Below are 25,261 nucleotides of genomic sequence, written 5' to 3'. Positions count from 1 at the left end.
AGCCGGTCAGACCGGGCTGGCCATCCGGTAGAGCATCTGTTGACCGCCGGTGGCGAGCAGCAGCCCGGTGTCCGACCAGACGCGGGCGCGGGCGCCGAGCACCCCGCCGGTGGCGGCGGCGGCTTCCCCCTCCACCAGCAGCCAGCCGGCGCCGTTGTCGCCGCCCTGGAAACCCACGTACAGGTCCATGCTCGGGGCCATGAAGGTGGTCCGCTCGAACGCCTGCACGACCGCCGGGAACTGCACCACGTCGACGGCGAAGACCAGCCGGGCCGCCGCCAGCCAGGGGCCGGCGTCGGCGGGTAGCTCCTCGTGCAACCGCAGCCAGCCCCGGATGGTCGGTACGCCGTCGCGTTGCGGCTCCCAGCCGCCGGCGGGCCAGCCGGCCAGGCGTACCTCGTAGCACCGCTCCCAGATCGGCAGCACGGGCAGGCCGTCGCGGCGCATGAGCTCGACCAGGGTGGGCAACTCGTCGGGCTTGGGCAGGTCCGGTGGCGGCATCCAGCGTCGCTCCGGGCCGAGCAGCCCGGCGGCGATGGTCCAGACGTGTGCGGTGAGCAGGGTCCGGCCGCGTTGCCGCAAGGTGACGTGCAGGGCGGCGGTGCGGCGGGTGCCGTGCACCCGGGTCACCTCGATGTCGACCTCGCCGTAGCGCGGTGGTGCGAGGAACTGGCAGTTCAGGCTCACCGGCAGCATGGCGCCGGCCTCCTCGCCCGCCGCGCGCAGCGCGATCGCGGCCAGGTAGCCGCCGTTGGGCCCCCACACCGACCAGTCCTCGGCCAGGTGGGCGCGGTACCGGCCCGGCGCGGTCTGCCGCACCGCGGCGTCGTCCGCGAGACTGGCCATCGAGGACCCCTTCCGGTGTTGGAACGCGTAAAAACAAGATACTGCAGATCAAAAGCAGATACGAGTACGATGCGGCGCATGGATCTGCATGACAGCGCCGAGGAGGCGGAGTTCCGGGCGGGACTGCGCGAGTGGCTGGCGGGCGCGGTGCCGGCGACCACCGGGCCGGACGGGGCCCCACCACAGGGGCGGTGGGGCGACATCGCCGCGGTGCGGTCGTTCACCTCCGCCCTGCACGCCGCCGGGTACGCCGGCCTGACCTGGCCGGCCGAGTACGGCGGGCGCGGGTTGGCCCCGGCGTACCAGGCGATCTACCTGGAGGAGACGGCCCGCGCCGAGGCCGCCGAGCACATCGGAGTCATCGGCCTCGGCATGGTCGGGCCGACGATCATCGCCTGCGGATCGCCGGAGCAGCGCGCCTGGTACCTGCCGCGGATCCTCACCGGAGAGAGCATCTTCTGCCAGGGCTTCTCCGAGCCGGAGGCGGGCAGCGACCTGTCCGCCGTGCGGACCGCCGCGCGCCACGAGGGCGACGAGCTGGTGGTGACCGGGCGCAAGGTGTGGTCGTCGTACGCGCACCTCGCCGACCACTGCCTGCTGCTGGCGCGCACCGATCCGCAGCAGCGGCGCCACCGGGGGCTGTCCTGCCTGCTCGTGGACCTGCGCTCGCCCGGCGTCACGGTCCGACCGATCCGCCAGATGACCGGTGCGGCGGAGTTTGCCGAGATCGAGTTCGACGAGGTCCGGGTGCCGCTCGACGCGGTGGTGGGTGGGATCGGTGAGGGCTGGCGGGTCGCGATGACCACCCTCGCTCACGAGCGGGGCACGTTCGGGTTCACCCTGACCGCCCGGCTGGAGGTGGCGTTCCGGCGCCTGGTCGCGACCGCGCGGGCCCGGGGCCGGGACACCGACCCCCTGGTACGCGACCAGATCGCCGCCCGCTACGTCGAGCTGGAGGGTCTGCGTTGGACCAACCGGCGCGGGCTGGCCGAGCTGGCGCGTACCGGGGTGCCGGGCCCGGAGACCTCGGTGATCAAACTGCGCTGGTCGCAGGCGCACCAGCGGCTGACCACCCTGGCCGTGCAACTGCTCGGCGCCGGCGCCGAACCGGACGGCTGGGACCGCTACTGGCGGCACCAGATGCTGCGCAGCCGCGCCAACACCATCGAGGGCGGCACCTCCGAGGTGCTGCGCAACCTGGTCGCCGAGCGCGTACTGGGCCTGCCCCGGTCGTACTGACCCGCGCCTCGCGGCGACGCCCACGACGAGGAGAGACCCCATGGACTTCGCACTGACCGGCGAACAGGAGACGCTGCGGGACACCGCGGCCAAGTACCTCGCCGACGACCGGTCCCTGAGCGACGGCCGGGCCTGGACCGAGATGACCGACCTCGGCTGGCTGGACGCGGAGCTGGGCACGGTCGAGCTGGCGCTGCTCGCCGAGCAGCTCGGCTGGGCGCGCAGCCCGTCGCCCTGGTGGGCCACGATCGGGCTGGCCGGTCCGGCGCTTCGGGCGGCGGGTCGCCCTCTCTGCGCTCCCGCGACGCTGGCCTGGGCCGAGGAGAACGGCCCGGGCACTCTCGCCGGCGCCGTGGCCGCTGTCCGTCGGCCGGTGACCGACCCGGCGCTCGGCTGCGCCGTCGCCTCCGACGGGACACTGACCGGACGCAAGGTCCGAGTGCCGAACGTGACCGAAGCCGTGGACCTGGTGGTGACGGCGAGCGGCCCGCGCGGCGTCGAGCTGCGTCTGGTCGACGCGTCCGCGTTGCGGCCGGCGCCGGCCGGTGCCGGCGGGCAGGCGCTCGACCCGACCCGGCCCGTCGCGACGGTGGAGCTGACCGGCGTACCCTCGGCGCCCCTCGTGGCCGCGGACGCCGCAGCCGACGTGCTCGCGGTGACCCGACGGCGGAGCCTGGCGCTGCTCGCCGCCGAGGCCGTCGGCGTGGCGGCGAGAGCTCTGTCGTGGGCCAGCGGGTACGCCGCCACCCGGACCCAGTTCGGCCAGCCGATCGGTGCGAACCAGGCGGTCGCGCATCCGCTGGCCGAGAGTTACGGGCAGGTCGAGACGGCCCGGTCGCTGGCCTACCGGGCCGCGTGGTCGGTCGACGCGGAGCCGGGCCCGATCGCCGACCGGGCGGTGCTCACGGCCAGCGTGGCGGCCCGCGAGGCCGCGATGACCGCCTGCGAGGCGGCCATCCAGACCCACGGCGGCAGTGGCTTCACCTGGGAGCAGCCACTGCACCACTGGTACCGCCGGGCGTGGTGGTTGGCCACCTACGACGGGACGGTCGCGGACGTTCGGGGCGAGCTGGCCGGGCTGCTGCTCGACGGCTGAGCCAGCCGGCCGCGCGCCGGATCAGCCGGCGGGGATCAGGACGAGCCGGGTCGGTAGGAGCCGAAGCTCCACAGGTTGCCCTCGGCGTCGCGGACGGAGTATCCCTGGCCTCCGTAGTCCTCGTCGCGGAGCTTCTGCACGACCTCGGCGCCGGCGGCGACGACCCGCTCGTAGTGCGCTGCCACGTCGTCGATGACCACATAGGTCGCGGCGGGCCCGGTGTCCAGGACCATCCGGCCGTCGCTGCCGTCCGTCTGCGAACCGAGCATGATCATGCCGCTGCCCCAGGTGAGCTGTGCGTGACTGATGGAGTCGTCCGGACCGGGGACGACCAACTCCTCGCGGAAGCCGACGACGTCGACCAGCCACCGGATGGCGGCCGGAGCGTCGCGGTAGCGCAGGGTGGGGATGACTTCCGGGCCTCTACTCATACACGAGAGTCTAATGAAGAATCGCGGATAGCACATGTGATGCGTCCTGGCATGTCGTGTATTCGGCTAGGCTGACCCCATGCTTCGCTACGACTACGTGATCGTCGGCGCGGGTGCGGCGGGCGCGGTGCTGGCGGCCCGCCTGAGCGAGGACGCGGCCCGTTCCGTGCTGCTGTTGGAGGCCGGCCCCGACCTCGTCGGAGCGGCCGTGCCCGAGGCGTTGCGGACCGGCTCGGTGGAGGCCGAGGACGGCTTCGACTGGGACCTGCGGGCGACCGTCGTCGCCGGCCGGGAAGCGCCGCTGAGGCGCGGCCGGGTGGTTGGCGGTTCGACGCAGATCAACGACCGGGGCGCGATGCGTGCCCCGGCCGCCGATTTCGTCGGGTGGGGCGCCCGCGGCCTGCCGGAGTGGGACTGGCCGGCGGTCCTGCCGGCCTTTCGCCGACTGGAGAGCGACCAGCAGTTCGGCGAGCGCGACCACCACGGCGCCGACGGTCCCGTCCCGATCACCCGCTGGTCGCGCGGCGAGCTGACACCCGCGATGGACGGCTTCCTGCAGGCCGCGCTCAACCTCGGGCACGACTACCAGGACGACATGAACGCCCCCGACGCCGTCGGCATCGGGATGTATCCGCAGAACCGGCGCGACCGGCTGCGGATGTCGACCGCGCTCACCCACCTGGACCCGGCCCGGTCCCGGCCCAATCTGGTCGTCCGGGGCGACGCCGAGGTCGAGCGCGTGCTGCTGGCCGACGGGCGGGCGGTGGGCGTGCAGGTCGCGGGGGAGACCATCGGCGCCGGGGAGGTGATCCTCTGCGCCGGCTCGCCGTACAGCCCGGCCCTTCTGCTGCGCTCCGGGATCGGCCCCGCCGACGAGTTGCGCGCCGCAGGGATCACACCGCTGGTCGACGTGCCGGGCGTGGGCACCGACGTCATCGACCAGCCCGGCGCGATCATCCTGGTGGTGCCCGAGCCGGAGACGGTGGGCGGCGACTGGCCGCGTACGCAGCTCATCGCACGGCTCGCCGGCATCCCGGGGCACGAGGCCGACCAGGCGTTCTATTTGAGCCTGTTCACCGGCATGAGCACCTCCCGGGGCGCCGGCGCGGGTCTGGACCGGATCATCGGCGCCGACCTGGTCAACACCGTGATGATCGGCGACATGGCGATGGCGTCGCGGGGGCGGATCGCCGTGCGCGACGCCAGCGGAACGGCCCCCGTCGTGGGCCTCAACTTCTACTCCGCCGACGGTGACCTCGCCCGGATGCGCGACGCGTACCGGCACGCGTGGGAGATCGCCAACCAGGCCGCCTTCACCAAGACGGTCGCCCGGTTCGCGCTCGTCGACGACGCGGTCGTGGGCGACGACGAGCAACTGGACCACCTGCTGCGCGCCACCACGTACAGCCGGTTGAACCTGGTCGGTGGCGCCCGGATGGGCGCGGCGGACGACCCGGGCGCGGTCGTCGACGGCCGGTGCCGGGTGCGCGGCGTGGCCAACCTGCGGGTGGTGGACGCGTCCATCGTGCCAGTGCCGCTGCGCGCGCCCGCCGCGTTGACCAGCATCATGATCGGTGAGCGGGGCGCCGAGCTGATCGCGGGCGAGCGCTAACGGCGCAGCAGTGTCGACAGTGCCGCGCCCGGGTTGGCCACGACGGCCCGGGCGACGGTGACGTAGCCGTCGAGCAGCCGGACGGCGTCCGCCGGCGCCAGCCGTGGCGTGTGGAACAGCACCACCCGCAGCCCGTTCCCGCGCGGCGCGAGCGCCAGCTCGGTGCCGAAGCGGCTGCCGATCGCCTCCGGGACGAGCAACTCGAACTCGGTGTCGCCGACGCGGACGCGGTGCGCCAGCTCGGCCATCATCTGGAACACCACGTCGTCGACCCGGCCGCCCAGGTTGGCACTGCCGGTGGACACGGCCTGGTAGGGCTGCTCCTGGTTGGCGAAGGCGGCGGCGGTCGTCGCGTGGGTCGCCTGCACCAGGGCCTGGAAGGTGGCGAACGGCGGCAGCCGGGTGCGCAGCACCACCATGTTGGCGCAGAAGCCGACGGTGCCCTGGCTCTCCGGCCGGCTCCGGTTGGCGAACAGCGAGGCGACGGCGAGATCGCCCTGCCCGGTCACGCGGTGCAGGACCGCGTAGTAGACGGCCAGGGCCACGGTGAACAGCGTCGTGCGGTGGCGCCGGGCCAGGGCGCGCAACCCGTCGGCGACGCCGGTGTCGAGATCCCGGGCCAGCACGCCCGGGGTGGCCCCCGGTGGCGGCTCGCGGTACGGCAGGCGCGGCAGCCGCAGCCCGGTCAGCTGGTCGCGCCAGAACGCGCGTTGCCGTTCCAGCTCCGCGCCGGCCAGCCGATCCTCCTGCCAGGCCACGAACTGCGGGTACTGCCAGTGCACCGGGGGCAGCTCGGCGGGTGACCCGGTGCAGAGGGTGCGCAGCTCCTCGAAGAGCAGCCCGCACGACCAGGCGTCGGTGACCAGGTGGTGCATGGTGAAGCAGAGGATCACCTCGTGGTCGGTGACCCGCCAGGCGGTGGCCCGGGTCGGCCAGTGTGCGACGTCCACCCGGGTGGCCAGCTCCGCGGCGACGGCCGCGTCGGCCGCGGCGTGCGGATCGGGCTCGCCCCGCAGGTCGACCACGGTGAGCTCGACGGGCCGCGGCTCGTGCACCAGCTGGGACAGCCGTGGCCCCCGCCCCGTGAAGGTGGTCCGCAGCGCCTCGTGCCGCGCGGTCAGCGCGGTCAGCGCCCGCCGCACCGTAACCACATCGACGTCGCCGGAGAGACGGCACAGCAGTGGGCAGTTCAACGCCCCGTGGTCCGCCCGGTAGTGCTCGATGATGCCGAGCAGCCGCTGTCCCACGGAGGCCGGTACGGGTCGGGGAGCCACGGCACGACCGTACCGCCCGTCGTTGTATCTGTCATCAAGGGTCTGGCATCTTGTGTTGCCTCTCGGTACCTTGGGCGCATGTCTGGTCTGTCGGTGACCACCCCCGTGCGTGCGCAGCTGACGTGGCGGTACGAGTCCGAGATGCCCCGCGTGCTCTCCCTCTACGAACGGGCCAAGAGCGCGCAGTGGAACGCCAGCACGGATGTCGACTGGTCGATCGAGGTGCCGTTCGGTGCGCCGCTACCCGACGACTCCGCGTTCGCCATGGCGTCCTTCGAGTCGTCCCCGCTGGCGCGGCGGGGACGCCCGATGTGGGACACCTTCCGGTGGGAGCTGCAGTCGTGGATGGTGAGTCAGTTCCTGCACGGTGAGCAGGGGGCGCTGGTCGTCGCCGCGCGCCTGGTCGAGGTCGTGCCCGACCTGGACAGCAAGTACTACGCCGCGAGCCAGGCCGCCGACGAGGCCCGACACGTCGAGGCCTTCTCCCGTTACCTGCGCGAGAAGGTGCCGCACCCGTACCCGATCAACCCGGCGCTGTCCGAACTCATCAAGGACCTGCTGTCCGACTCCCGGTGGGACATCACGGCGCTGGGCATGCAGATCGTGGTCGAGGCCCTGGCGATGGCCGCGTTCCGGCTGGCCAACAGCACCTTTCACGACCGTCTCATCTGCGACATCACCCGGTTGGTCGCCCGCGACGAGGCCCGGCACGTGTCGTTCGGAGTGCTGTCGCTGGAGGGCATCTACCGGGAGATGACCAGCGCCGAGTTGGCCGACCGCGAGGAGATGGTGCTCGACTCGGCGAGCCTGATGCGACGCCGGTTCCTGCTCGAGGACGTCTGGGATCGCATCGAGGTCGACCGGAGCGAGGGCGTCGACTTCGCGTCGCACAACGAGCTGATGATCAAGTACCGGCAGGCCATCTTCGCCCGGGTGGTGACCGCCCTGGCCAACATCGGCCTGCTGACCCCCCGGGTCCGCGAGGGCCTGGAGCGACTGGACCTCATCGGGTTCGCCGACCGCTCGATCCGCGTCCCCCGTGCCTGACCTGTCGGGAGTAGACATGCCAGTGCTGACCACGCTGACCCTGGACGGCATGTGCGCCGACGTCGCGGCGCTGCTCGAGGAACCGGTGTCGCCCGACGACGACCTGCTGGAGCGCGGCCTGGACTCGATCGGGCTGATGCGACTCGCCGCCGGCTGGGCCGGCGCGGGGCTCACCTTCGCCCAGCTCATCGAGCACCGCACCGTTCGGCAGTGGCACGCGCTGGCCCACCCGGCGGACGGGGACACGCCGCCCGCCGGCGAGTCGGCCGAGGACGACGACGAGGTGGAGGTCGACCCGGACGAGCCGTTCGCCCTGGCCACCATGCAGCACGCGTACTGGGTCGGACGTGCCGGGGACCAGGCCCTCGGCGGTGTGGGTGCGCACTTCTACAACGAGTTCGACGGCCGGCAGGTGGACCCGGACCGGCTGCACCACTCGATCCGCGCGCTGGTCCGCCGCCACGACATGCTCCGGGCGCGCTTCCTCGACGACGGGCGGCAGCAGATCACCCCGGACGGCGCCTGGCCCGGCCTGACCGTGCACGACCTGCGCGACCTGCCCGACGGCGAGCGGGACCGGCGGCTCGCCGACCTGCGCGCCACCCTGTCCCACCGCACCCTGCGGGTGGACCGCGGCGAGGTGTTCGACGTCCAGCTCTCCCTGCTGCCCGACGGGGCGAGCCGGGTGCACGTGGAGATCGAGATGCTGGTCGCCGACGCGCACAGCTTCCGGGTGCTCCTCGCCGACCTCGCCCGGCTCTACCGCCGGCCCGACGAGCCGCTGCCGGCGATCAGCTACAGCTACCCCCGCTATCTGGCCACCCACGAGCGGCGCCGGGCCGACGCCCGCGATGCCGCGGCCCGCTACTGGCGGCAGCGGGTGCCCGACCTGCCCGGCGGGCCCGACCTGCCGGTGGCCGTGGCCCCGGAACGCATCTCCGGCCACCGGGTGCTGCGGCACCACCATTGGCTCTCCGGCGCCGACCGGGACCGGCTCGCCGCCCGCGCGCGAGAGCACGGCGTCACCCTGTCGATGGTGTTCCTGACGGCCTTCGCCGAGGTCCTGGCCGCCTGGAGCAGCCGGCAGCGCTTCCTGCTCAACCTGCCGCTGTACGACCGGACGCCCTACCACCCGGACGTGCCGTTGCTGAGCGGGGACTTCACCAACCTGCTGCTGCTCGAGGTCGACGCCACCGACGAGGTGCCGTTCGTCGAGCGCGCCCGCCGGCTTCAGGAGCAGTTCGCCCGGGACGTGGCGCACAGCGCGTACTCCGGGGTGGACGTGCTGCGCGACCTGGCCCGCGCCCGGTCCGACCGGGGGGTGTTCGCCCCGGTGGTCTTCACCAGCGCGCTCAGCCTCGGCGACCTGTTCGGCGCCGACGTCCGCGCGTGCTTCGGCGACCCGGTGTGGACCTCCTCGCAGACCCCGCAGGTGTGGCTGGACAACCAGGTCACCGAGCGCGAGGGGGGCCTCTACCTCAACTGGGACCTGGTGGCGGAGCTGTTCCCGCCCGGTGTGTCGGAGGCGATGTTCGCCGCGTACGTCGAGTTGCTGACCCGGCTGACCGCCGACGACTGGACGGCGCCGGCGCCCGACCTGCTGCCCGCTGGGCAGCGGGCGGTCCGGCGGCGCGCCAACGATACGGCGGCGACACTGCCGGTCGGCCTGCTGCACGAGGGCTTCTTCGCGTGGGCGGGGCGGGAGCCGGGGCGGGTGGCGGTGCGGGGTGATGAGGTGGCGGTGTCCTACGGGGAGCTGGCCGGGCGGGCGTTGACGTTGGCTGGGGCGTTGACGCGGGCCGGGGTTGGTCCGGGGGACGCGGTGGGGGTGTGCCTGCCCAAGGGTGTCGACCAGGTCGTCGCGGTGTTGGGTGTGCTCGCCGCCGGCGGCGTGTACGTGCCGGCCGGCGTGGACCAGCCGGCCGCACGGCGCAGCCGGATCTGGCAGCGGGCCGGCGCGACGGTCGTGGTGGGCGACGGTGGGCTCGCCCCGGCCGGCGACGGCGGGCCGGCCCTGGACGGGTGCGTGCCGGTCGACGCGGACGCGTTGGCGTACGTCATCTTCACCTCCGGCTCCACCGGCGAGCCCAAGGGCGTCGAGGTGCCGCACGCCGCCGCCGGCACCACCATCGAGGCCATCCGCCGGCGTTTCCACATCGGCGCGGACGACCGGGTGCTGGCGGTGTCGGCGCTGGACTTCGACCTGTCGGTGTTCGACATTTTCGGGCTCCTCGGCGCCGGCGGCGCCGTCGTGCTGATCGGCGAGGAACAGCGGCGCGACGCGAACGCCTGGCGTCGGCTCGTCGCCGCGCACCGGGTCACCGTCTGGCAGTCGGTCCCCGCGCTGCTGGACATGCTGCTGACCGCGGCCGAGGCGGAGGAAGGGCTGGAGCATCTGCGGCTGGCCCTGCTCGGCGGCGACTGGGTCGGCCTGGACCTGCGCGACCGGCTGGTGGCGCTGCGCCCGGACGCCCGGCTCGTCGCCCTCGGCGGCACCACCGAGACCGCCATCCACTCCACCGTCTTCGAGGTGGGCGCGGTACCCGCGCACTGGCGGTCCATTCCGTACGGCTTTCCGCTGCCCAACCAGCGCTGCCGCGTGGTGGACGGGCGGGGGCGGGACTGTCCGGACTGGGTGGTGGGGGAGTTGTGGATCGGTGGTGCCGGGGTGGCGGCGGGTTACCGGGGGGATCCGGAGCGCACGGCGCAGCGGTTCGTGGCGCAGGACGGGGTGCGGTGGTACCGCACGGGGGATCTGGGCCGGTACTGGCCGGACGGGACGGTGGAGTTCCTCGGCCGGGCGGACTTCCAGGTGAAGATCCGCGGACACCGTATCGAGTTGGGCGAGGTCGAAACGGCCCTGCTGGAGTGCCCCGGGGTCCGCGACGCGGTCGTGGTCGCCGTGGGCACGAGCACCCGCCGGCTCGCCGCCGCCGTCGTGCCCGAGTCCGACCTGGATCCCGAGGCGGTCCGGGCGTTCGTCGTCGACCGGCTGCCCGCGTACATGGTGCCGGAGCACGTCGCGGTGCTCGACCGGCTGCCGTTGAGCGGCAACGGCAAGATCGACCGGCCGGCGCTCACCCGCCGGCTCGCCGACCGCACCGATCGGCCCACCACCGTCGAAGCGCCCGTCGGGCCGGTCGAGACGACGCTGGCCACCCTCTGGGCCGACCTGCTCGACGTGCCGACCGTCGGCCGCACCGACAGCTTCTTCGCCCTCGGCGGGGACAGCCTGCTCGCCACCCGGCTGCTCGGCCGGATGCGCGCGGCCGGGCTCGCCGGCGGCCAACTGCGCCGCCTCTTCGCCGAGCCGACGCTCGCCGGGTTCGCCGCCGGAGTCCGGCTCGACACGGGAGCCGGGCTGACCGGGACCTTCGTCGCCGACCCGGCGCACCGCCACGACCCGTTCCCCGCGACCGACGTGCAGCGGGCGTACTGGATGGGCCGGACCGGCGACTTCGCCCTCGGCGAGGTCGGATCCCACTGGTACTGGGAGTTCGACGGCGCGGACGTGGACCTCGAACGGCTCACCGCGGCCTGGAACCGGCTGGTCCGGCGACACGAGATGCTGCGGGCCGTCTTCGACCCCGACGGGCGCCAGCGCATCCAGCCCGAGGCGCCCGAGGTGACCATCCCGGTCGGCGACGGCGAGGCCGCGCTCGCCGACCTGCGCGAGCGGCTGTCACACCGCGTCGCCGACCCGACGCGCTGGCCGCTGGTGGCCATCGAGGCTGTGCGGTACGGCGAGCGCCGGGTCCGGCTGGCGTTCAGCTTCGACTACATCGTGCTCGACGCGCTCAGCATCGTCACCGTCTTCGCCGAGGTGTCCGCCCTCTACGTCGACCTCGACGCGCCACTGCGCCCGATCGGTGTGTCCTTCCGTGACTATGTGCTCACCGCCCAGCCCGACGAGGCCACCATCCAGGCCGACCAGCGCTACTGGTCGGCGCAGTCGGCCGAGCTGCCGCCCGCGCCGCAACTACCGCTCGCCGTCGACCCCGAACGGGTACGCGCGCCCCGCTTCGTCCGCCACGAGGCTCGGCTCACCCCGGCGGCGTGGACCGCCCTGGTGGACGCCGCCCGCGCCCACGGGGTGAGCCCGGCCGCCGTGCTCGCCACCGCCTACGCCGAGGTGCTCTCGGCCTGGAGCGGGCGAGGCGACCTCACCCTCAACCTGACCCTCTTCGACCGCCGGGAGGTCCACCCCGACATCGACCACGTGCTCGGCGACTTCACCTCGCTGCTGCTCGTCCCGCACCGGCCCGGCGTCGACGACGACTTCCTGACCCTGGTCCGCCGCCTTCAGGAGCGGATGTGGGACGGCATGGAGCACAACGGGGTCTCCGCCATCTGGGTGCTGCGGGAGATCGCCCGGCGTACCGGCGCGCCCGCCGCCACCATGCCGGTGGTCTTCACCAGCGCGTTGGGCATCAGCGACGAACTGGTCAACATGTCCCTGCCGTTCGGTGAGCAGATCTGGGGAGCGTCGCAGACCCCGCAGGTGTGGCTGGACAACCAGGTCATGGAACGCGACGGCGGCCTGAGCGTCAACTGGGACGTGGTCGCCGAGCTGTTCCCGGCCGGCATGGTGGAGGCGATGTTCGCCGCGTACGTCGAGCTGCTGACCACCCTGGCCGCCGGCGACTGGGCACGAACCGCGCCGGTCGGGCTCCCCGAGGCGCAGCGGGCGGTCCGCCACCGGGTGAACGCGACCACCGCGCCGACCCCACCGGGCCTGCTGCACGACGGGTTCTTCGCGCGGGCGGGGCGGGAGCCGGGGCGGGTGGCGCTGCTGGGCGATGAGGTGGTGGTGTCCTACGGGGAGCTGGCCGGACGGGCGTTGACGCTGGCCGGGGCCTTGGGCCGGGCCGGTGTCGGTCCCGGGGACGCGGTCGGGGTGTGCCTGCCCAAGGGTGTCGACCAGGTCGTCGCGGTGTTGGGTGTGCTCGCGGCAGGGGGCGTGTACGTGCCGGTCGGCGTCGACCAGCCGGTGGTCCGCCGGGAGCGGATCTTCACCCGGGCCGACGTGAAGACGGTCGTCGGCGCGGACGGACTCGCCCCGGCCGGCGACGGCGGGCCGGCCCTCGACGGGTGCGTGCCGGTCGACGCGGACGCGTTGGCGTACGTCATCTTCACCTCCGGCTCCACCGGCGAGCCCAAGGGCGTCGAGGTGTCCCACGCGGCGGCCCTGAACACCCTCGCCGCGGTCAGCGACCGCCTGCGCCTCGGCGCGGACGACCGGGTGCTGGCGGTGTCGGCGCTCGACTTCGACCTGTCGGTGTTCGACATCTTCGGGCTCCTCGGCGTCGGCGGCGCGGTGGTGCTCGTCGAGGAGGAGCAGCGGCGCGACGCCCGCACCTGGCTGCGCCTCGTCCGCCAGCACGGCGTCACCATCTGGAACACCGTGCCCGCCCTGCTCGACATGCTGCTCACCGCGGCCGGCGACGAACCGCTCGGCGCGCTGCGGCACGCCCTGGTCTCCGGCGACTGGGTCGGCCTGGACCTGCGCGACCGGCTCGTCGCCCGCCGCCCGGACGCCCGGCTGACCGCCCTCGGCGGCGCCACCGAGGCGGCCATCTGGTCCAACGCGTTCGACGTGGACGTGGTCCCCGCGCACTGGCGGTCCATCCCGTACGGCTTCCCCCTGCCCAACCAGCGCTACCGGGTCGTGGACGGGCGGGGGCGGGACTGTCCGGACTGGGTGGTGGGGGAGTTGTGGATCGGTGGCGCCGGGGTGGCGGCGGGTTACCGGGGCGACCCCGAGCGCACGGCACAGCGGTTCGTGGCGCAGGACGGGGTGCGGTGGTATCGCACGGGTGACCTGGGCCGGTACTGGCCGGACGGGACGCTGGAGTTCCTCGGCCGGGCCGATTTCCAGGTCAAGATTCGCGGACACCGTATCGAACTGGGCGAGGTCGAAGCGGCCCTGCTGGAGTGCCCCGGGGTACGCGACGCGGTCGTGGTCGCCGTCGGCACGAGCACCCGCCGGCTCGCCGCCGCCGTCGTGCCCGAGCCGGACGTCACCCTCGACCCGGACGTCACCAGCACGTTCGTCGTCGACCGGCTGCCGGCGTACATGGTGCCGGAGCACGTCGCGGTGCTCGACCGGCTGCCGCTGAGCGGCAACGGCAAGATCGACCGGGGCGCGGTGGCCACCCTGCTGGCCAGCGGGGACAGCGGGCCGGCCGACGAGCCGCCCCGGCCCGGCCTGGAGAGCGACCTCGGCGCGCTCTGGGCCGACCTGCTGAGCTGCCCCGTCCCCGGCCGCACCCGGAACTTCTTCAGCCTCGGCGGGGACAGCCTGCTCGCCACCCGGCTGCTGGCCGTGCTGCGCGAGCGGTACGGCGTCGACCTGCCGATGCGGGGCCTGCTCGACCGGCCGACCATCGCGGACCTGGCCACCGCCGTGCAGCACGCCGCCGGCACGTACGAGGAAGGGGCGATATGAACGGGCAGGACCTGGTTGCCGAGCTGGCGCAGTTCGGGGTCCAACTCTGGGAGGAGGACGGCCAACTCCGCTTCCGGGCCCCCACCGGCGCCCTCACCGAACAGCGACGCGCCGCGCTGCGCCAGCACAAGGAACAGGTGCTGGCCGTGCTGCGCGACGCCGCCGCGCCCACCGCCGTGCCGCACCCCGAGCAGCGCCACGAGCCGTTCCCGCTCACCGACGTGCAGAGCGCGTACCTGCTCGGGCGGGGCGACGGCTTCGCCTACGGCGGCGTCGGCTGCCACGGGTACGGCGAGCTGACCTTCACCGAGCTGGACGTCGACCGGCTGGAACGCGCCTGGCACGAGGTCGTCGCCCGACACGACATGCTGCGGGCCGTCGTCAACCGCGACGGCTCCCAGCAGGTACGACCCGACGTGCCGGCGTACCGGATCGAGGCGCGCGACGCCGACGCGGCCGGCTTCGACGACGCGGTGGCCGCCACCCGGGCGGAGCTGGACCACCGCCGCTACGACCCGCAGCAGTGGCCGCTGTTCACGCTCCGGGTCACCCGCGGCCCGGGGCGCTGCGTCCTGCACTTCTCGATCGACTTTCTGATCTGCGACTTCGTCAGCATCAACATCCTGCTCGACGAGCTGGGCCGCCGGTACGCCGGTGACCCGCCCGCCGACGAGCTGACGCTGACGTTCCGCGACCACCTGCTGGCCACCGAGCCGCTGCGCGGCGGCCCCCGCCACCAGGCCGACCGGGACTGGTGGCTGGCCCGGCTCGACGACCTGCCCCCCGCCCCGGAACTGCCCCTGTGCGGCGACGGCACGGCCGCGCCGCCCCGTTTCCGCCGCCTCGACCTGCGGCTGGACCCGTCCGAGTGGGCCGGGTTGCGCCAGCGCGCCGGGCAGCACGGGATCAGCCCCTCCGGGGCGGTGCTCGCCGCGTACGTCGAGGTGATCGCCGCGTGGAGCGCGCACCCGCGCTTCACCGTCGACGTCACCCTGCTCAACCGGACGCCGACGCACCCGCAGGTGGATCGGATCGTCGGCGACTTCACCTCGGTCAGCCTGCTCGCCGTGGAGCAGAGCCCGGACGCGCCGGTCCAGGAGCGGGCCAAGCGGATCCAGGCGCAGCTTTGGTCCGACCTGGACCACCGCCGGTTCTCCGGCGTCGACGTGGTGCGCGAGCTGGCCCGCCGCCGGGGCGCCGACGCCGCGCTGATGCCCATCGTCTTCACCAGCGCCATCGGCCTGGGCGGCGACACCGGCGTGGAGGGCTTCGGCGAGCTGGGGTACGGCATCAGCCAGACCCCGCAGGTGTGGATCGACTGCCAGAACATCGAGCGTTCCGGCGGGCTGGCCACCAACTGGGACGTCCGCGACGGCGTCTTTCCCGACGGCGTGGTCGACGAGATGTTCGCCGCGTACGCCGCGCTGCTGCGCCGGCTGGCGCGCACCGACGAGGCGTGGGAGGAGCTGGCCCCGGTCGCGCTGCCCGAGGCGAGCGCCCGTCGCCGCGCCGAGGTCAACGCCACCGCCGCGACGCTGCCCGACGGGCTGCTGCACGAGGGCGTCCTCGCCCAGGCGCTGCGGACACCGGACCGGGTGGCCGTGGTGGCCCCGGACGGCACGCTCACCTACCGGCAGCTCACCGGCCGTGCCGCCGCCGTGGCCGCCCGGCTGGCAGAGAAGGGCTGCCGGCCCGGTGACCTGGTCGCGGTGGTCGCCGACAAGGGCTGGCGGCAGGTGGTCGCGGTGTTCGGGGCGCTGCTGGCGGGCGCCGCGTACGTGCCGATCGACACCAACCAGCCGCCCGCCCGTCGTGACCTGATCCTCGCTGGCGCGGGGATCCGGCACGTCCTCACCGAGTCTGCCCGGGTGGACGGCGACTGGCCGGCGGGGGTGCAGTCGATCGCGGTGGACGACTGCGACGGTCCGGCGCCGACGGAGCTGCCGGCGCGGATGGTCGGCCCGGACGACCGGGCGTACGTCATCCACACGTCCGGGTCGACGGGCACGCCGAAGGGCGTGGTGATCACCCACCGGGCGGCCCTGAACACCGTGGTGGACATCAACAGCCGGTTCGACGTGACCCCGGACGACCGGGTGCTCGGCCTGGCCAACCTCGGCTTCGACCTGTCCGTCTACGACCTGTTCGGCCCGCCCGCGGTCGGCGCCGCGCTGGTGCTGCCGGCGCCCGAGCGGCGGAGTGACCCCACCCACTGGGCCGAACTGGTCGCCGAGAACGAGGTGACCGTCTGGAACTCGGTGCCGGCGCAGCTGCAGATGCTCGCCGACTACCTCGCGGCCGCGCCGATGGTCCGGATCCCCTCGCTGCGGCTGGCCCTGCTCAGCGGCGACTGGATTCCGGTGACCCTGCCGGACCAGATCCGCGACCTGGTCCCCGGCCTGGCCGTGGTCAGCCTCGGCGGCGCGACCGAGGCCGCCATCTGGTCGATCATCCACCCGATCGGCCGGGTCGACCCCGCCTGGCGCAGCATCCCGTACGGGGTGCCGCTGACCAACCAGACCTGGCACGTGCGTGACGCCGCGCTGCGACCCCGACCGGACTGGGTCACCGGGGAGTTGTACATCGGCGGGGCGGGGCTGGCGCTGGGCTACCTCGGCGACGAGGCGCGCACGGCCGAGCGGTTCGTCACCGACCCGGCCAGCGGCGAGCGGCTGTACCGCACCGGTGACCTCGGGCGCTACCTGCCCGACGGCACCATCGAGTTCCTCGGTCGGGAGGACTTCCAGGTCAAGATCCGCGGCCATCGGATCGAGTTGGCCGAGGTCGAGTCGGCGCTGCTGACGCACCCCGCGGTGGGCGGGGCGATCGCCGTGGTGGACGGTGACCGTCCACTGGAGAAGCGACTGGCCGCCGTCGTCCAGCCCGCCGCCGTCGAACCCGGTCCCGGGCAGCCGGTCGACTCCGCCGGGCCCACCGCGGCCGGGACCGCCCTGGTCGCCGGCACCGACCTCGGCGTGTACCACGCGTACCTGCGCGAGCTGGACCGCCTCGGCCTCGCCGCCATGCTGGACACCCTGCGCGCCGCCGGGCTCGCCCTCGACGACCGCCCGCACAGCCTGGCCGAGGTGTACGCCGCCACCCGCGTCGCGCCCCGGCACCGCCGGCTGCTGCGCCGCTGGCTGCGGGCGCTCACCGACTCCGGGGTGCTTCGCCACGACGACGGCTACCGGCTGGTGGCAGCGCCGCCGCCCGCCGCGCGCGCCTGGGACGCGGCGGCCGAGCGGGCCGCGTCGGTCGGGGAGTCTCCCGAGCTGGTCCGGTACTTCCAGGCCAGCGCCGCCGCGCTGCCGGCGCTGCTGCGCGGCGACGAGGACCCCCTCGCGCTGCTCTTCCCCGGCGGCGAACTGTCGGTGTCGGACAACCTCTACGCCGACGCCCTTTTCAACCGGTGGGCCAACACGGTCGCGGCCGCGACCGTCCGCGCCCTCGCCGAGCGGCTGACCGGGCCGGTGCGCATCGTCGAGGTCGGCGCCGGGTCCGGCGGCACCACCGCGGCCGTGCTCGACGCGCTGGACGGCCTCGACGTCGACTACCTCTACACCGACCTGTCCGCGTTCTTCCTCGGTGCCGGCCGGCAACGCTTCGCCGACCGGCCGGGCATCCGCTTCGCGCAACTGGACCTCGACGCCGACCTGGCCGGGCAGGGGATGCCGCCGAACAGCGCCGACATCGTGATCGCCGGCGACGTCCTGCACGCCACCCGGGACGTACCGGCCACCCTGGCGCGGCTGCGCGGCCTGCTCGCCCCCGGCGGGCACCTGGTGCTGCTGGAGATGACCCGGGAGCACTACCAGATCATGACGTCGCTGGAGTTGCTGGTCCGGCTCGACGACGACCTCGGGGACTTCGCCGACCTGCGCCACGGCACCGACCGGACGTTCCTCACCGGCGACGAGTGGCGCAGCCTGCTCGCCGCCGCCGGCGCGTCCCCCGTGCTCGACCTGCCGGCGGCCGGCGATCCGATGGCCGGGCTCGGCATGCGGATCATCGCCGCCCGGGTCAAGGCCGACCGGCGGCGGGTGGTACCTGATGAGCTGCGGACACACCTGGCCGAGCGGCTGCCCGACTACATGATTCCGGGCGTGCTGCGGGTGGTCGACGAGCTGCCCCGCACGGCGAACGGCAAGCTGGACCGCACGGCCGTACGACGGCTGGTGGCGGCCACGACGGCCGGTCCCGAGGTGGCCGCCGCGGCGCCGCTCACCGAGTTGGAGGAGCGGATCGCGGCCGTCTGGGCCGACGTGCTGCGGGTGGATCGGGTCGGGCGGGACGCGGACTTCTTCGCCCTCGGCGGTGACTCGCTGCTCGCCGCGAAGCTCGCCGGCCAGCTCGCCGAGCGGGTGCCGGCCGCCGCCGACGTCTTCTTCGACGAGTTGCTGCGCCGGATCCTGGAGCACCCGACCGTGGCCGACCTCGCCGACCACCTGGCTGCCGTCGGCAGCGTCCGGCCCGACGAGCAACCGGCGGGCAGCGACACCGGCGAGGTGGTGTCGCTGGCCGGCGGGGTCCCGCCCCGGTACGTCCTGGTCCACGACGGTAGCGGCGGCCTCGACGGGTACGCCGGGCTGGCCGAGCGGCTGGCCGGCTCGGGAGCCGTGTGCGGGATCGCGGACACCGGCCTGCACCGCTACGCCGGCCTGGACCCGGCGCCGCTGGTGCAACGCCTCGCGGCCGACTACACGGCGGCGCTGGCCGAGCACCTGTCGACCGGGTCGCTGACGCTGGTTGGCCGGGGCGAGGCCGGGGTGCTGGCGTTGGAGCTGGCTCGGCAGCTCACCGAATCGGGGGTGGACGTCGTCGGGCTGGTGGTCGCCGACCCGGTGACTGGCGACGGTTACGGCAGTTCCCCGTACGCGGGAGACGTCACGCTGCTCTGCCCGTCCGAGCCGGACCCGACGAGCGTCGACTGGTGGCGCGACGTGTGCCTGGGCGAGCTGACCGTGCGCCGGGTGCCGGACGATCCGGGCGCCTGGGCCGGCCCGATCGCCGGGGACGGCTGACGTGCCCGGGACGGTGGCCCTGGTGGGCGCCACCGGCGGGGTGGGCCGGCACGCGCTGGCGCACCTGCTGGCCTGGGGCGTCGACACCGTACGGGCCGGCGCCCGCGATCCCGCCCGGCTCGTCGCCGACGACCCGCGGGTCCACGTGCGGGCGGTGGATGTCACCGATGCCGCCAGCCTGGACGCGTTCTGCGCCGGCTGCCACACCGTCGTCAACTGCGCCGGGCCGGCCGCCTCGATCGGTGACACGGTGGCCCGCGCGGCGGCGCGCAGCGGTGCAGGCTACGTCGACGCGGCCGGCGACGACCCGCTGCACGCGGCGGTGTCCGCCCTGCCGGCAGCCGCGGACCGGGTCGCGGTGCTCTCCGCCGGGTTGATGCCCGGCCTGTCCGGGCTGCTTCCCGCTTACCTCGCCGCGCAGCTGCCGGCGGCACGGCGGATGACCGGGTACGTCGGTGGCCGCGACGGTTTCACCTTCGGCGCCGCCCTGGACTTCATCGCCGCCGGGAACGCCGACTACGGCGAGCCGCTGGCCGCGTGGCGTAACGGTGGGCGGCACAGCCGAGTCCTCGCCGCCCGCGCCGACGTGGCGGTGCCGTTCTTCGACGAGCCGGTGCTGCTGCAGCCGTACCTCAGCACCGAGACCGAGCGGGTCGCCCGCCGGCTCGGCCTCACCGACGTCGACTGGTGGTCGGCGTTCGCCGGCAGCCGGTTGCCGGCCGCGCTCGCCGCCGGCGCCCGGCGAGCGCGTGACGGCGCGACGGCGGCGCAGCTCGCCGACGCGGCAGCCGAGCTGTGCCGGGCGGCCGAGCTGGACGCCTTCGGTCGGCTCCGCTACCAGCTGCTGGTCATCGAGGTGACCGGCCCGGCGGGCAGCCGCGTGCTGGCCTGCCGGGGGGTCGGCGCGAACGCGCTCACCGGCGCGGCGGTCGCCCTCGGCGCCCTGGCGGTCGCCGCCGGCGCCGTGCCACCCGGCGTGCACCACCTCGCCGAGGCGGTGGACCCGGGATGGGCGGTGGACCTGCTGCGCACCAGCCCGGCGGTCACGTCGCTGACCATCGACGACGTCCCGCTGGGGTCACACGACCTGATCGAGGAGGGGGTGGCGTGAAACCGAGAGTGCTGGTCGCCGGCACCAAGTTCGGCCAGGTGTACCTGCAGGCCTTTCGGCAGCCCGACTTTCCGTTCGAGCTGGCCGGGATCCTCGCCGGGGGCAGCGCCCGTTCGGTCGCGTGCGCCCGGCACTACGGGGTGCCGCTGTGGACCGACGTGGCCCAGGTGCCCGCCGACGTCACGCTGGCCTGCGTGGTGATCCGCGGCGGTCTGCTCGGCGGACCGGGCGGCGAGGTGGCCCGGGCGCTGATGCAACGAGGGCTGCACGTGCTGCAGGAGCATCCGCTGCACCACGACGAGCTGGTCGAGTGTCTGCGGACCGCCGGTCGGGCCGGGGTCGTCTACCACCTGAACTCGTTCTACGTGCACACCGCCCCGGTGCGCCGGTTCCTCGCCGCGGCCCGGGCGCTGCTGGCCCGGCAGCCGGCGCGCTACGTCGACGCGGCCTGCGGCTTCCAGGTCGCGTACGCGCTGCTGGACATCCTCGGCCAGACCCTCGGCGGGGTACGCCCGTGGGGCCTGGCCCCGGCGGTCGAACTGCCCGAGCAGGTACGCCGGCTGTCCCGGGTGGACGTGCCGTTCCGAAGCCTCGACGGGGTGCTCGCCGGGGTGCCGCTGACCCTGCGGGTGCAGAACCAGATGGACCCGGCGGACCCGGACAACTACGCGCACCTGCTGCACCGGGTCACCATCGGCACCGAGGCCGGCAACCTGACCCTCGTCGGCACACACGGACCCACCGTGTGGAGTCCTCGGCCGGACTTTCCGCAGCAGGTGCAGGACCGGGGGGTGGGCCGGCCGCACTTCGCCGACGGGGAGGGCGCCGAGCCCGACCACCTGGACGTGCCGAGCGCGCAGCCGCTGGCCGACACGGTCGCGCCCAGCTATCGCACCGTGTTCGAGGAGGTCTGGCCGGCCGGCGTCGGGTACGCCCTGGGCAACCTGCACCGGGCGGCGCTGGGCGGGGAGAAGCTGGCCCGACACGGCCAGTACCACCTGAGCCTGTGCCAGTTGTGGCAGGACGTCACCACCCGGTTGGGGCCGCCCGACCTGGTGCACTCCGTACCGCCGCGGATGCTCGTCGCGTCCGACGTGGCGGAACTGGCCGAAGCTGCCGCCGGGGCGGTCGACACGCCGGAGCCGGTGCGGATCGGGGCGCGACCGTGACGCCCGCCGGCCGTACCTGGCTGCGCTGCCCCCGGCCGTTGCGCTGGCCGGCGCTGCGCCTCGTCTGCTTCCCCCACGCCGGCGGCAACGCCGCCTTCTACCGGCCCTGGTCCGGTCAGGTGCCCGACGACGTCGAGGTGCACGGCGTGCAGTATCCGGGTCGCATGGACCGGGCCGGGGAACCGTTCGCCGCCGACCTGCCGACCCTGGCCGAGGGGGTCGCCGCAGCGGTGCGGGCGCTGCCGGCCGACGCCCCGGTCGTCCTGTTCGGGCACAGCCTCGGGGCGTCCGTGGCGTACGAGACGGCACGCCGGCTGGACGGCCCCGGCAGCGTGCTACGGGCGTTGGTGGTCTCCGGCCGCCCGGGGCCGGACCGGTTGCGGGCCACCAGCGTGCACCTGGCCGACGACGACGCGCTGTGGGCGGAGACCGGGCGGCTCGGCGGCACCGGCCGGGAGGCCCTCGAACACGAGGGGGTACGCGCGATCGCCCTGCCGGTGCTGCGCGCCGACTACCGGATCGCCGAGACCTACCGTCCGCGGCCGCCGGTGCCGCTACGGACGCCGGTGCTGGCCTGCGTCGGCGCGGACGACCCGGAGGTCACCGCGGACGAGGCCGGCGACTGGGCCCACCGCACCCGAGGTGGCTTCGCCCTGCACACGTTCCCCGGCGGCCACTTCTACCTGCTCCCGCGCCGCAACCAGCTCATCGAGACCATCCTGCGCGCCACGCACCGCAGCCCGGTGCCCACCTGGTCGGCGGCCGGCCCGTGATCCCGGCGAACCTGCACTACCACCGGGCCCGGGACCTGACCGAGGCGCTGGAGCTGCGCGAGGCGTACGGCGACCAGCTGCGGCCGCTGGCCGGCGGGCAGTCGCTGCTGCCGGCGCTGAAGCTGCGCCACGACCGCGTCGACACCCTGCTGGACCTCGGCCGGGTCGGCGAGTTGTCGTACGTGGCCCACCGTGACGACCACCTGGCCGTGGGCGCGCTGACCCGCTACCGCCGGTTGCTCACCGACCCGCTGGTCGAGCGGTACGCCCCGATGCTGGCCGTCGCCGCCGCGGCGGTCGGTGACCCGCAGGTGCGGCATGTGGGGACCGTGGGCGGCGCGCTCGCCCAGGCCGACCCGGCCGCGGACCTGCCGCTGGCCCTGGTCGCGCTGGACGCCGTCGTGGTGCTGCGCAGCGTGGCCGGCGCCCGGCAGGTGCCCGCCGCCGAGTTGGCCGTGGCGCCCGGGGCGACGGTGTGCCGGCCCGACGAACTCGTCACCGAGGTACGGGTGCCGCTGCCCGGCCCGGCACGGTGGAGCTACCGGACCTTCGCCCGGCCGGCGTTGGAGTGGTCGCTGGTGGCCGTCGCCGTCGCCGACGGTCGGGTCGCGCTGGCCGGCATGGGGCCGACCATCCGGCGGGCGCACGGGGTCGAGGTGGCCCTCGCTGAGGGCGCCGGTGTCGCTGCGGCGGCGCGCGCCGATGAGGGGTGTGACCCGCCGGACGACGTACGCGCCTCGGCCGCCTACCGGCGGCACCTGAGCCGGGTGCTGGTGGCCCGCGCCCTGGCCGAGAACGGCACCATCCCGGAGGAGTCACGATGAGCATCGACGCCCGTCCCGGTACGACGACCGTCGCCGTCACCGCCACGGTCAACGGTCGCCCGGACAGCCGGCGGGTGCCGGCCCGTACCCTGCTGGTCCATCTGCTGCGCGAGGAGCTGGGGTTGACCGCGGCCACCGTGGGCTGCGACACCTCCTCCTGCGGGGCCTGCACGGTGCTGCTGGACGGGCGGTCGGTCAAGTCGTGCAGCCTGCTGGCCGCGCAGGCCAACGGCGCCGAGATCCGCACCGTGGAGGGGCTCGCCGACGGCGAGCGGCTGCACCCGGTGCAGGAGGCGTTCCACGAGCACCACGCCCTGCAGTGCGGCTTCTGCACTCCCGGCATGGTCCTCGCCGTGGTGAGCCTGCTCGAGGAGAACCCGGGGCCGCTCACCGAGCACGACGTGCGGCACGCCCTGAAGGGCAACCTGTGCCGCTGCACCGGCTACCACAACATCGTCCGTGCCGTGCTCGCCCTCGACGAGGCCCGCCAGGTCGGATGACCGCCAGACACCGGAAAGGAGGCCGACCATGTCGGCGCGCTACGTACTCGGGGTGAACATCGGCTTCCACGACTCCAGCGCCGCGCTGGTCCGCGACGGTGCGCTCTGCGGCCTCGTCGAGCAGGAGCGGGTCAGCCGGCGCAAGCACGCGGTGGGCCAACCGCCCGCCGACGCCGTCGCCGCCTGCCTGGCGATGGCCGGCATCGGCCCGCAGGAGGTGGACACCGTCGCCATCGGCTGGGACTTCCGGGACATCCCGCTCGGGCGCAACCGACGGTTCACCCCCGACGGGCTGCGGGCGATGCTCTTCCCCGGCCACGAGGACCTGACCATGCCGGCGATCCGCTGGGTGCCGCACCACGTCGCGCACGCGGCCAGCGCGGCGTTCAGCGTCGACTGTGACGAGGCGGCGGTCCTGGTCCTCGACGGCGCCGGCGAGACGCAGTCGACCTCGTTCGGGCGCTACGCCGACGGGGACATCGAGATCCTGCGGGAGTGGCCCGTCGAGCAGTCGTTGGGCTTCTACTACAACGCCGCCGCCGAGTGGGCGGGGCTGGGCTACTGGGGCACCGGCAAGCTGATGGGCCTCGCCGCGTACGGAAGGCCCGGCCCCGGCGCGCCAGTGCGGGCGGTTCCCGGCGGGTACGAGCTGGTCCGTGGCACGCCCACCGCTGACGTGCCCGCCCGAAGGGCCGCGACCCTCGGCCCGCTGATGGCGTACTACCCGGCCGTCGCCGAGTCCCTCAAACCCCAGTTCGGCAAGCTGTTCCCGTACGCGCCGCGCACCGGGGAGGAGCCGATCGCGTACGCGGACTTCGCGGCGACGATCCAGCAAGGGCTCGAGGAGACGGTGCTGTCGCTGGCCGCCGAGCTGCGTCGGCGGGTCGACACCCCGGTGCTGGCGCTCGCGGGCGGGGTGGCGATGAACTGCACCATGGTCGGCGTGCTGGTCCGCAGTGGCCTGTTCGAGCGGGTCTACGTGCCGCCGGTGCCGACCGACGCGGGGGTGTCCCTGGGGGCCGCGCTGGTCGCCGCGCGGGAGTGCGGTGAGTTCGCGCCCACCCGTCTCGACCACGCGTACTGGGGTCAGCCGATCACCACGGAGGCCGGTGAGGCGGCGGCGGCTCGGGCCGGCATGGTGCACCGCCGCCTGGGTGACGACGAGTTGGCCCGCGCCGTGGCCGGTGAACTCGCCGCTGGCCGGATCGTGGGCTGGGCACGCGGGCGGGCCGAGATCGGGCAGCGGGCGCTCGGCGCGCGCAGTCTGCTGGCCGACCCGCGTGGTCGGCGCAGCCTGGAACGCCTCAACGTGCTCAAGGGGCGGGAGATGTGGCGTCCGGTGGCGCCCAGTGTCCTGGCCGAGCACGTGTCCGAGCTGGTCGACGGTCCGGTCGGCGATCCGTCCCGGTTCATGTTGGCCGCCGCCTCGCTGCGCCCGGACGCGCGGCTGCGGGTCCCGGCGGTGACGCACGTGGACGGCTCGGCCCGCCCGCAGACCGTGTACCGCGACACCAACCCCGGCTACTGGTCGCTGATCGAGCAGTTCCGGCAGCTCACCGGAGTGCCGGCGGTGGTCAACACCTCGTTCAACCTCGCCGGCGACCCGATTGTGAACTCGGCCGCCGACGCGGTGGACACGTTCGTCCGGGCCAAGGAGATCGACCTGCTGGTGCTCGGGGACGCGGTGGTGGCGCGCAGCGAGGCCGACCTGCCGGCCTGACATGCGAAGGGGCCGCCCGACCGGGAGGCCCCTTCTTCGCGCGGTCCGCTGCTCAGGGGGTTGAGGAACATCGGAACGAAACCGGCGCCAAGCCGCTCGCGGGCCTGAGAGCGCTTTGACCTGGCGGCACACGGCCGCCGGGCAAGGTCG

General features: G+C 74.4%; 15 protein-coding genes. 12 read left to right on the top strand and 3 right to left on the bottom strand.

From position 1 onward, the window contains the following. Positions 1-6: 6 nt before the first annotated feature. Positions 7-846, bottom strand: a complete 840-nt coding sequence (locus ACFYPS_RS04065) for a thioesterase family protein (protein WP_354965245.1) — start codon at positions 844-846, stop codon at positions 7-9. A 78-nt stretch (positions 847-924) separates the two neighbouring features. On the opposite strand from ACFYPS_RS04065, the gene ACFYPS_RS04060 reads away from it, so the two are divergent. Together ACFYPS_RS04060 and ACFYPS_RS04055 are read left to right on the top strand one after the other, a co-directional pair. Next, on the top strand, positions 925-2,085 hold the full coding sequence (locus tag ACFYPS_RS04060; protein ID WP_387322613.1) for an acyl-CoA dehydrogenase family protein: 1,161 nt from the start codon (positions 925-927) through the stop codon (positions 2,083-2,085). 40 nt (positions 2,086-2,125) lie between these two features. After that, entirely contained in the window at positions 2,126-3,181 is a 1,056-nt protein-coding gene (locus tag ACFYPS_RS04055) for an acyl-CoA dehydrogenase family protein (protein WP_354965243.1), read from the top strand. Positions 3,182-3,216: 35 nt separating this feature from the next. On the opposite strand, the gene ACFYPS_RS04050 is transcribed toward ACFYPS_RS04055, so the two are convergent. Then, positions 3,217-3,612 (bottom strand): VOC family protein, encoded by a 396-nt coding sequence (locus ACFYPS_RS04050; protein WP_354965242.1) that lies wholly within the window; start codon positions 3,610-3,612, stop codon positions 3,217-3,219. A 79-nt stretch (positions 3,613-3,691) separates the two neighbouring features. Here ACFYPS_RS04050 and ACFYPS_RS04045 point away from each other — a divergent pair, with 79 nt between their 5' ends. Further along, positions 3,692-5,224 carry a GMC family oxidoreductase N-terminal domain-containing protein gene (locus ACFYPS_RS04045; protein WP_354965241.1) on the top strand — a complete coding sequence of 511 codons (1,533 nt, stop codon included), beginning with the start codon at positions 3,692-3,694 and terminating at the stop codon, positions 5,222-5,224. Here ACFYPS_RS04045 and ACFYPS_RS04040 read toward each other — a convergent pair. After that, a complete protein-coding gene (locus ACFYPS_RS04040) occupies positions 5,221-6,498 on the bottom strand; it encodes a condensation domain-containing protein (RefSeq protein ID WP_354965240.1) in 1,278 nt (425 codons plus the stop codon). The two genes, ACFYPS_RS04045 and ACFYPS_RS04040, sit on opposite strands and share 4 nt — an antisense overlap. A gap of 78 nt (positions 6,499-6,576) precedes the next feature. Here ACFYPS_RS04040 and ACFYPS_RS04035 point away from each other — a divergent pair, with 78 nt between their 5' ends. The 9 genes from ACFYPS_RS04035 to ACFYPS_RS03995 are packed head-to-tail and all read left to right on the top strand — an operon-like array spanning position 6,577 to position 25,111. Beyond that, positions 6,577-7,545, top strand: coding sequence for a ferritin-like domain-containing protein (locus ACFYPS_RS04035; RefSeq protein ID WP_354965239.1), 969 nt, complete (start codon positions 6,577-6,579; stop codon positions 7,543-7,545). Between the two features lie 16 nt (positions 7,546-7,561). Then, entirely contained in the window at positions 7,562-13,993 is a 6,432-nt protein-coding gene (locus tag ACFYPS_RS04030; protein ID WP_387322609.1) for an amino acid adenylation domain-containing protein, read from the top strand. Next, positions 13,990-19,014, top strand: a complete 5,025-nt coding sequence (locus ACFYPS_RS04025; protein WP_387322607.1) for an amino acid adenylation domain-containing protein — start codon at positions 13,990-13,992, stop codon at positions 19,012-19,014. The genes ACFYPS_RS04030 and ACFYPS_RS04025 overlap by 4 nt, the downstream gene beginning before the upstream one ends. A gap of 1 nt (position 19,015) precedes the next feature. Further along, positions 19,016-20,125, top strand: a complete 1,110-nt coding sequence (locus ACFYPS_RS04020) for an NAD(P)H-binding protein (protein WP_387322605.1) — start codon at positions 19,016-19,018, stop codon at positions 20,123-20,125. Next, on the top strand, positions 20,122-21,294 hold the full coding sequence (locus tag ACFYPS_RS04015; RefSeq protein WP_387322603.1) for a Gfo/Idh/MocA family oxidoreductase: 1,173 nt from the start codon (positions 20,122-20,124) through the stop codon (positions 21,292-21,294). Before ACFYPS_RS04020 ends, ACFYPS_RS04015 begins: the two co-directional genes overlap by 4 nt. Further along, entirely contained in the window at positions 21,291-22,067 is a 777-nt protein-coding gene (locus ACFYPS_RS04010) for an alpha/beta fold hydrolase (protein WP_354965234.1), read from the top strand. Before ACFYPS_RS04015 ends, ACFYPS_RS04010 begins: the two co-directional genes overlap by 4 nt. Next, complete coding sequence (locus tag ACFYPS_RS04005; RefSeq protein WP_354965233.1) at positions 22,064-22,891, top strand: xanthine dehydrogenase family protein subunit M; 828 nt, start codon at positions 22,064-22,066, stop codon at positions 22,889-22,891. Before ACFYPS_RS04010 ends, ACFYPS_RS04005 begins: the two co-directional genes overlap by 4 nt. Continuing rightward, positions 22,888-23,391, top strand: a complete 504-nt coding sequence (locus ACFYPS_RS04000; protein WP_354965232.1) for a (2Fe-2S)-binding protein — start codon at positions 22,888-22,890, stop codon at positions 23,389-23,391. The genes ACFYPS_RS04005 and ACFYPS_RS04000 overlap by 4 nt, the downstream gene beginning before the upstream one ends. Before the next feature lie 28 nt (positions 23,392-23,419). Next, positions 23,420-25,111: a carbamoyltransferase C-terminal domain-containing protein gene (locus ACFYPS_RS03995; RefSeq protein WP_354965231.1), complete on the top strand. Its 1,692-nt coding sequence runs from the start codon at positions 23,420-23,422 to the stop codon at positions 25,109-25,111. The last annotated feature ends 150 nt before the right edge of the window (positions 25,112-25,261 follow it).

The sequence above is a fragment of the Micromonospora sp. NPDC005087 genome, from assembly GCF_042872965.1.
Classification (GTDB): domain Bacteria; phylum Actinomycetota; class Actinomycetes; order Mycobacteriales; family Micromonosporaceae; genus Micromonospora.
This window is presented reverse-complemented; position numbering and strand designations above follow the sequence as displayed.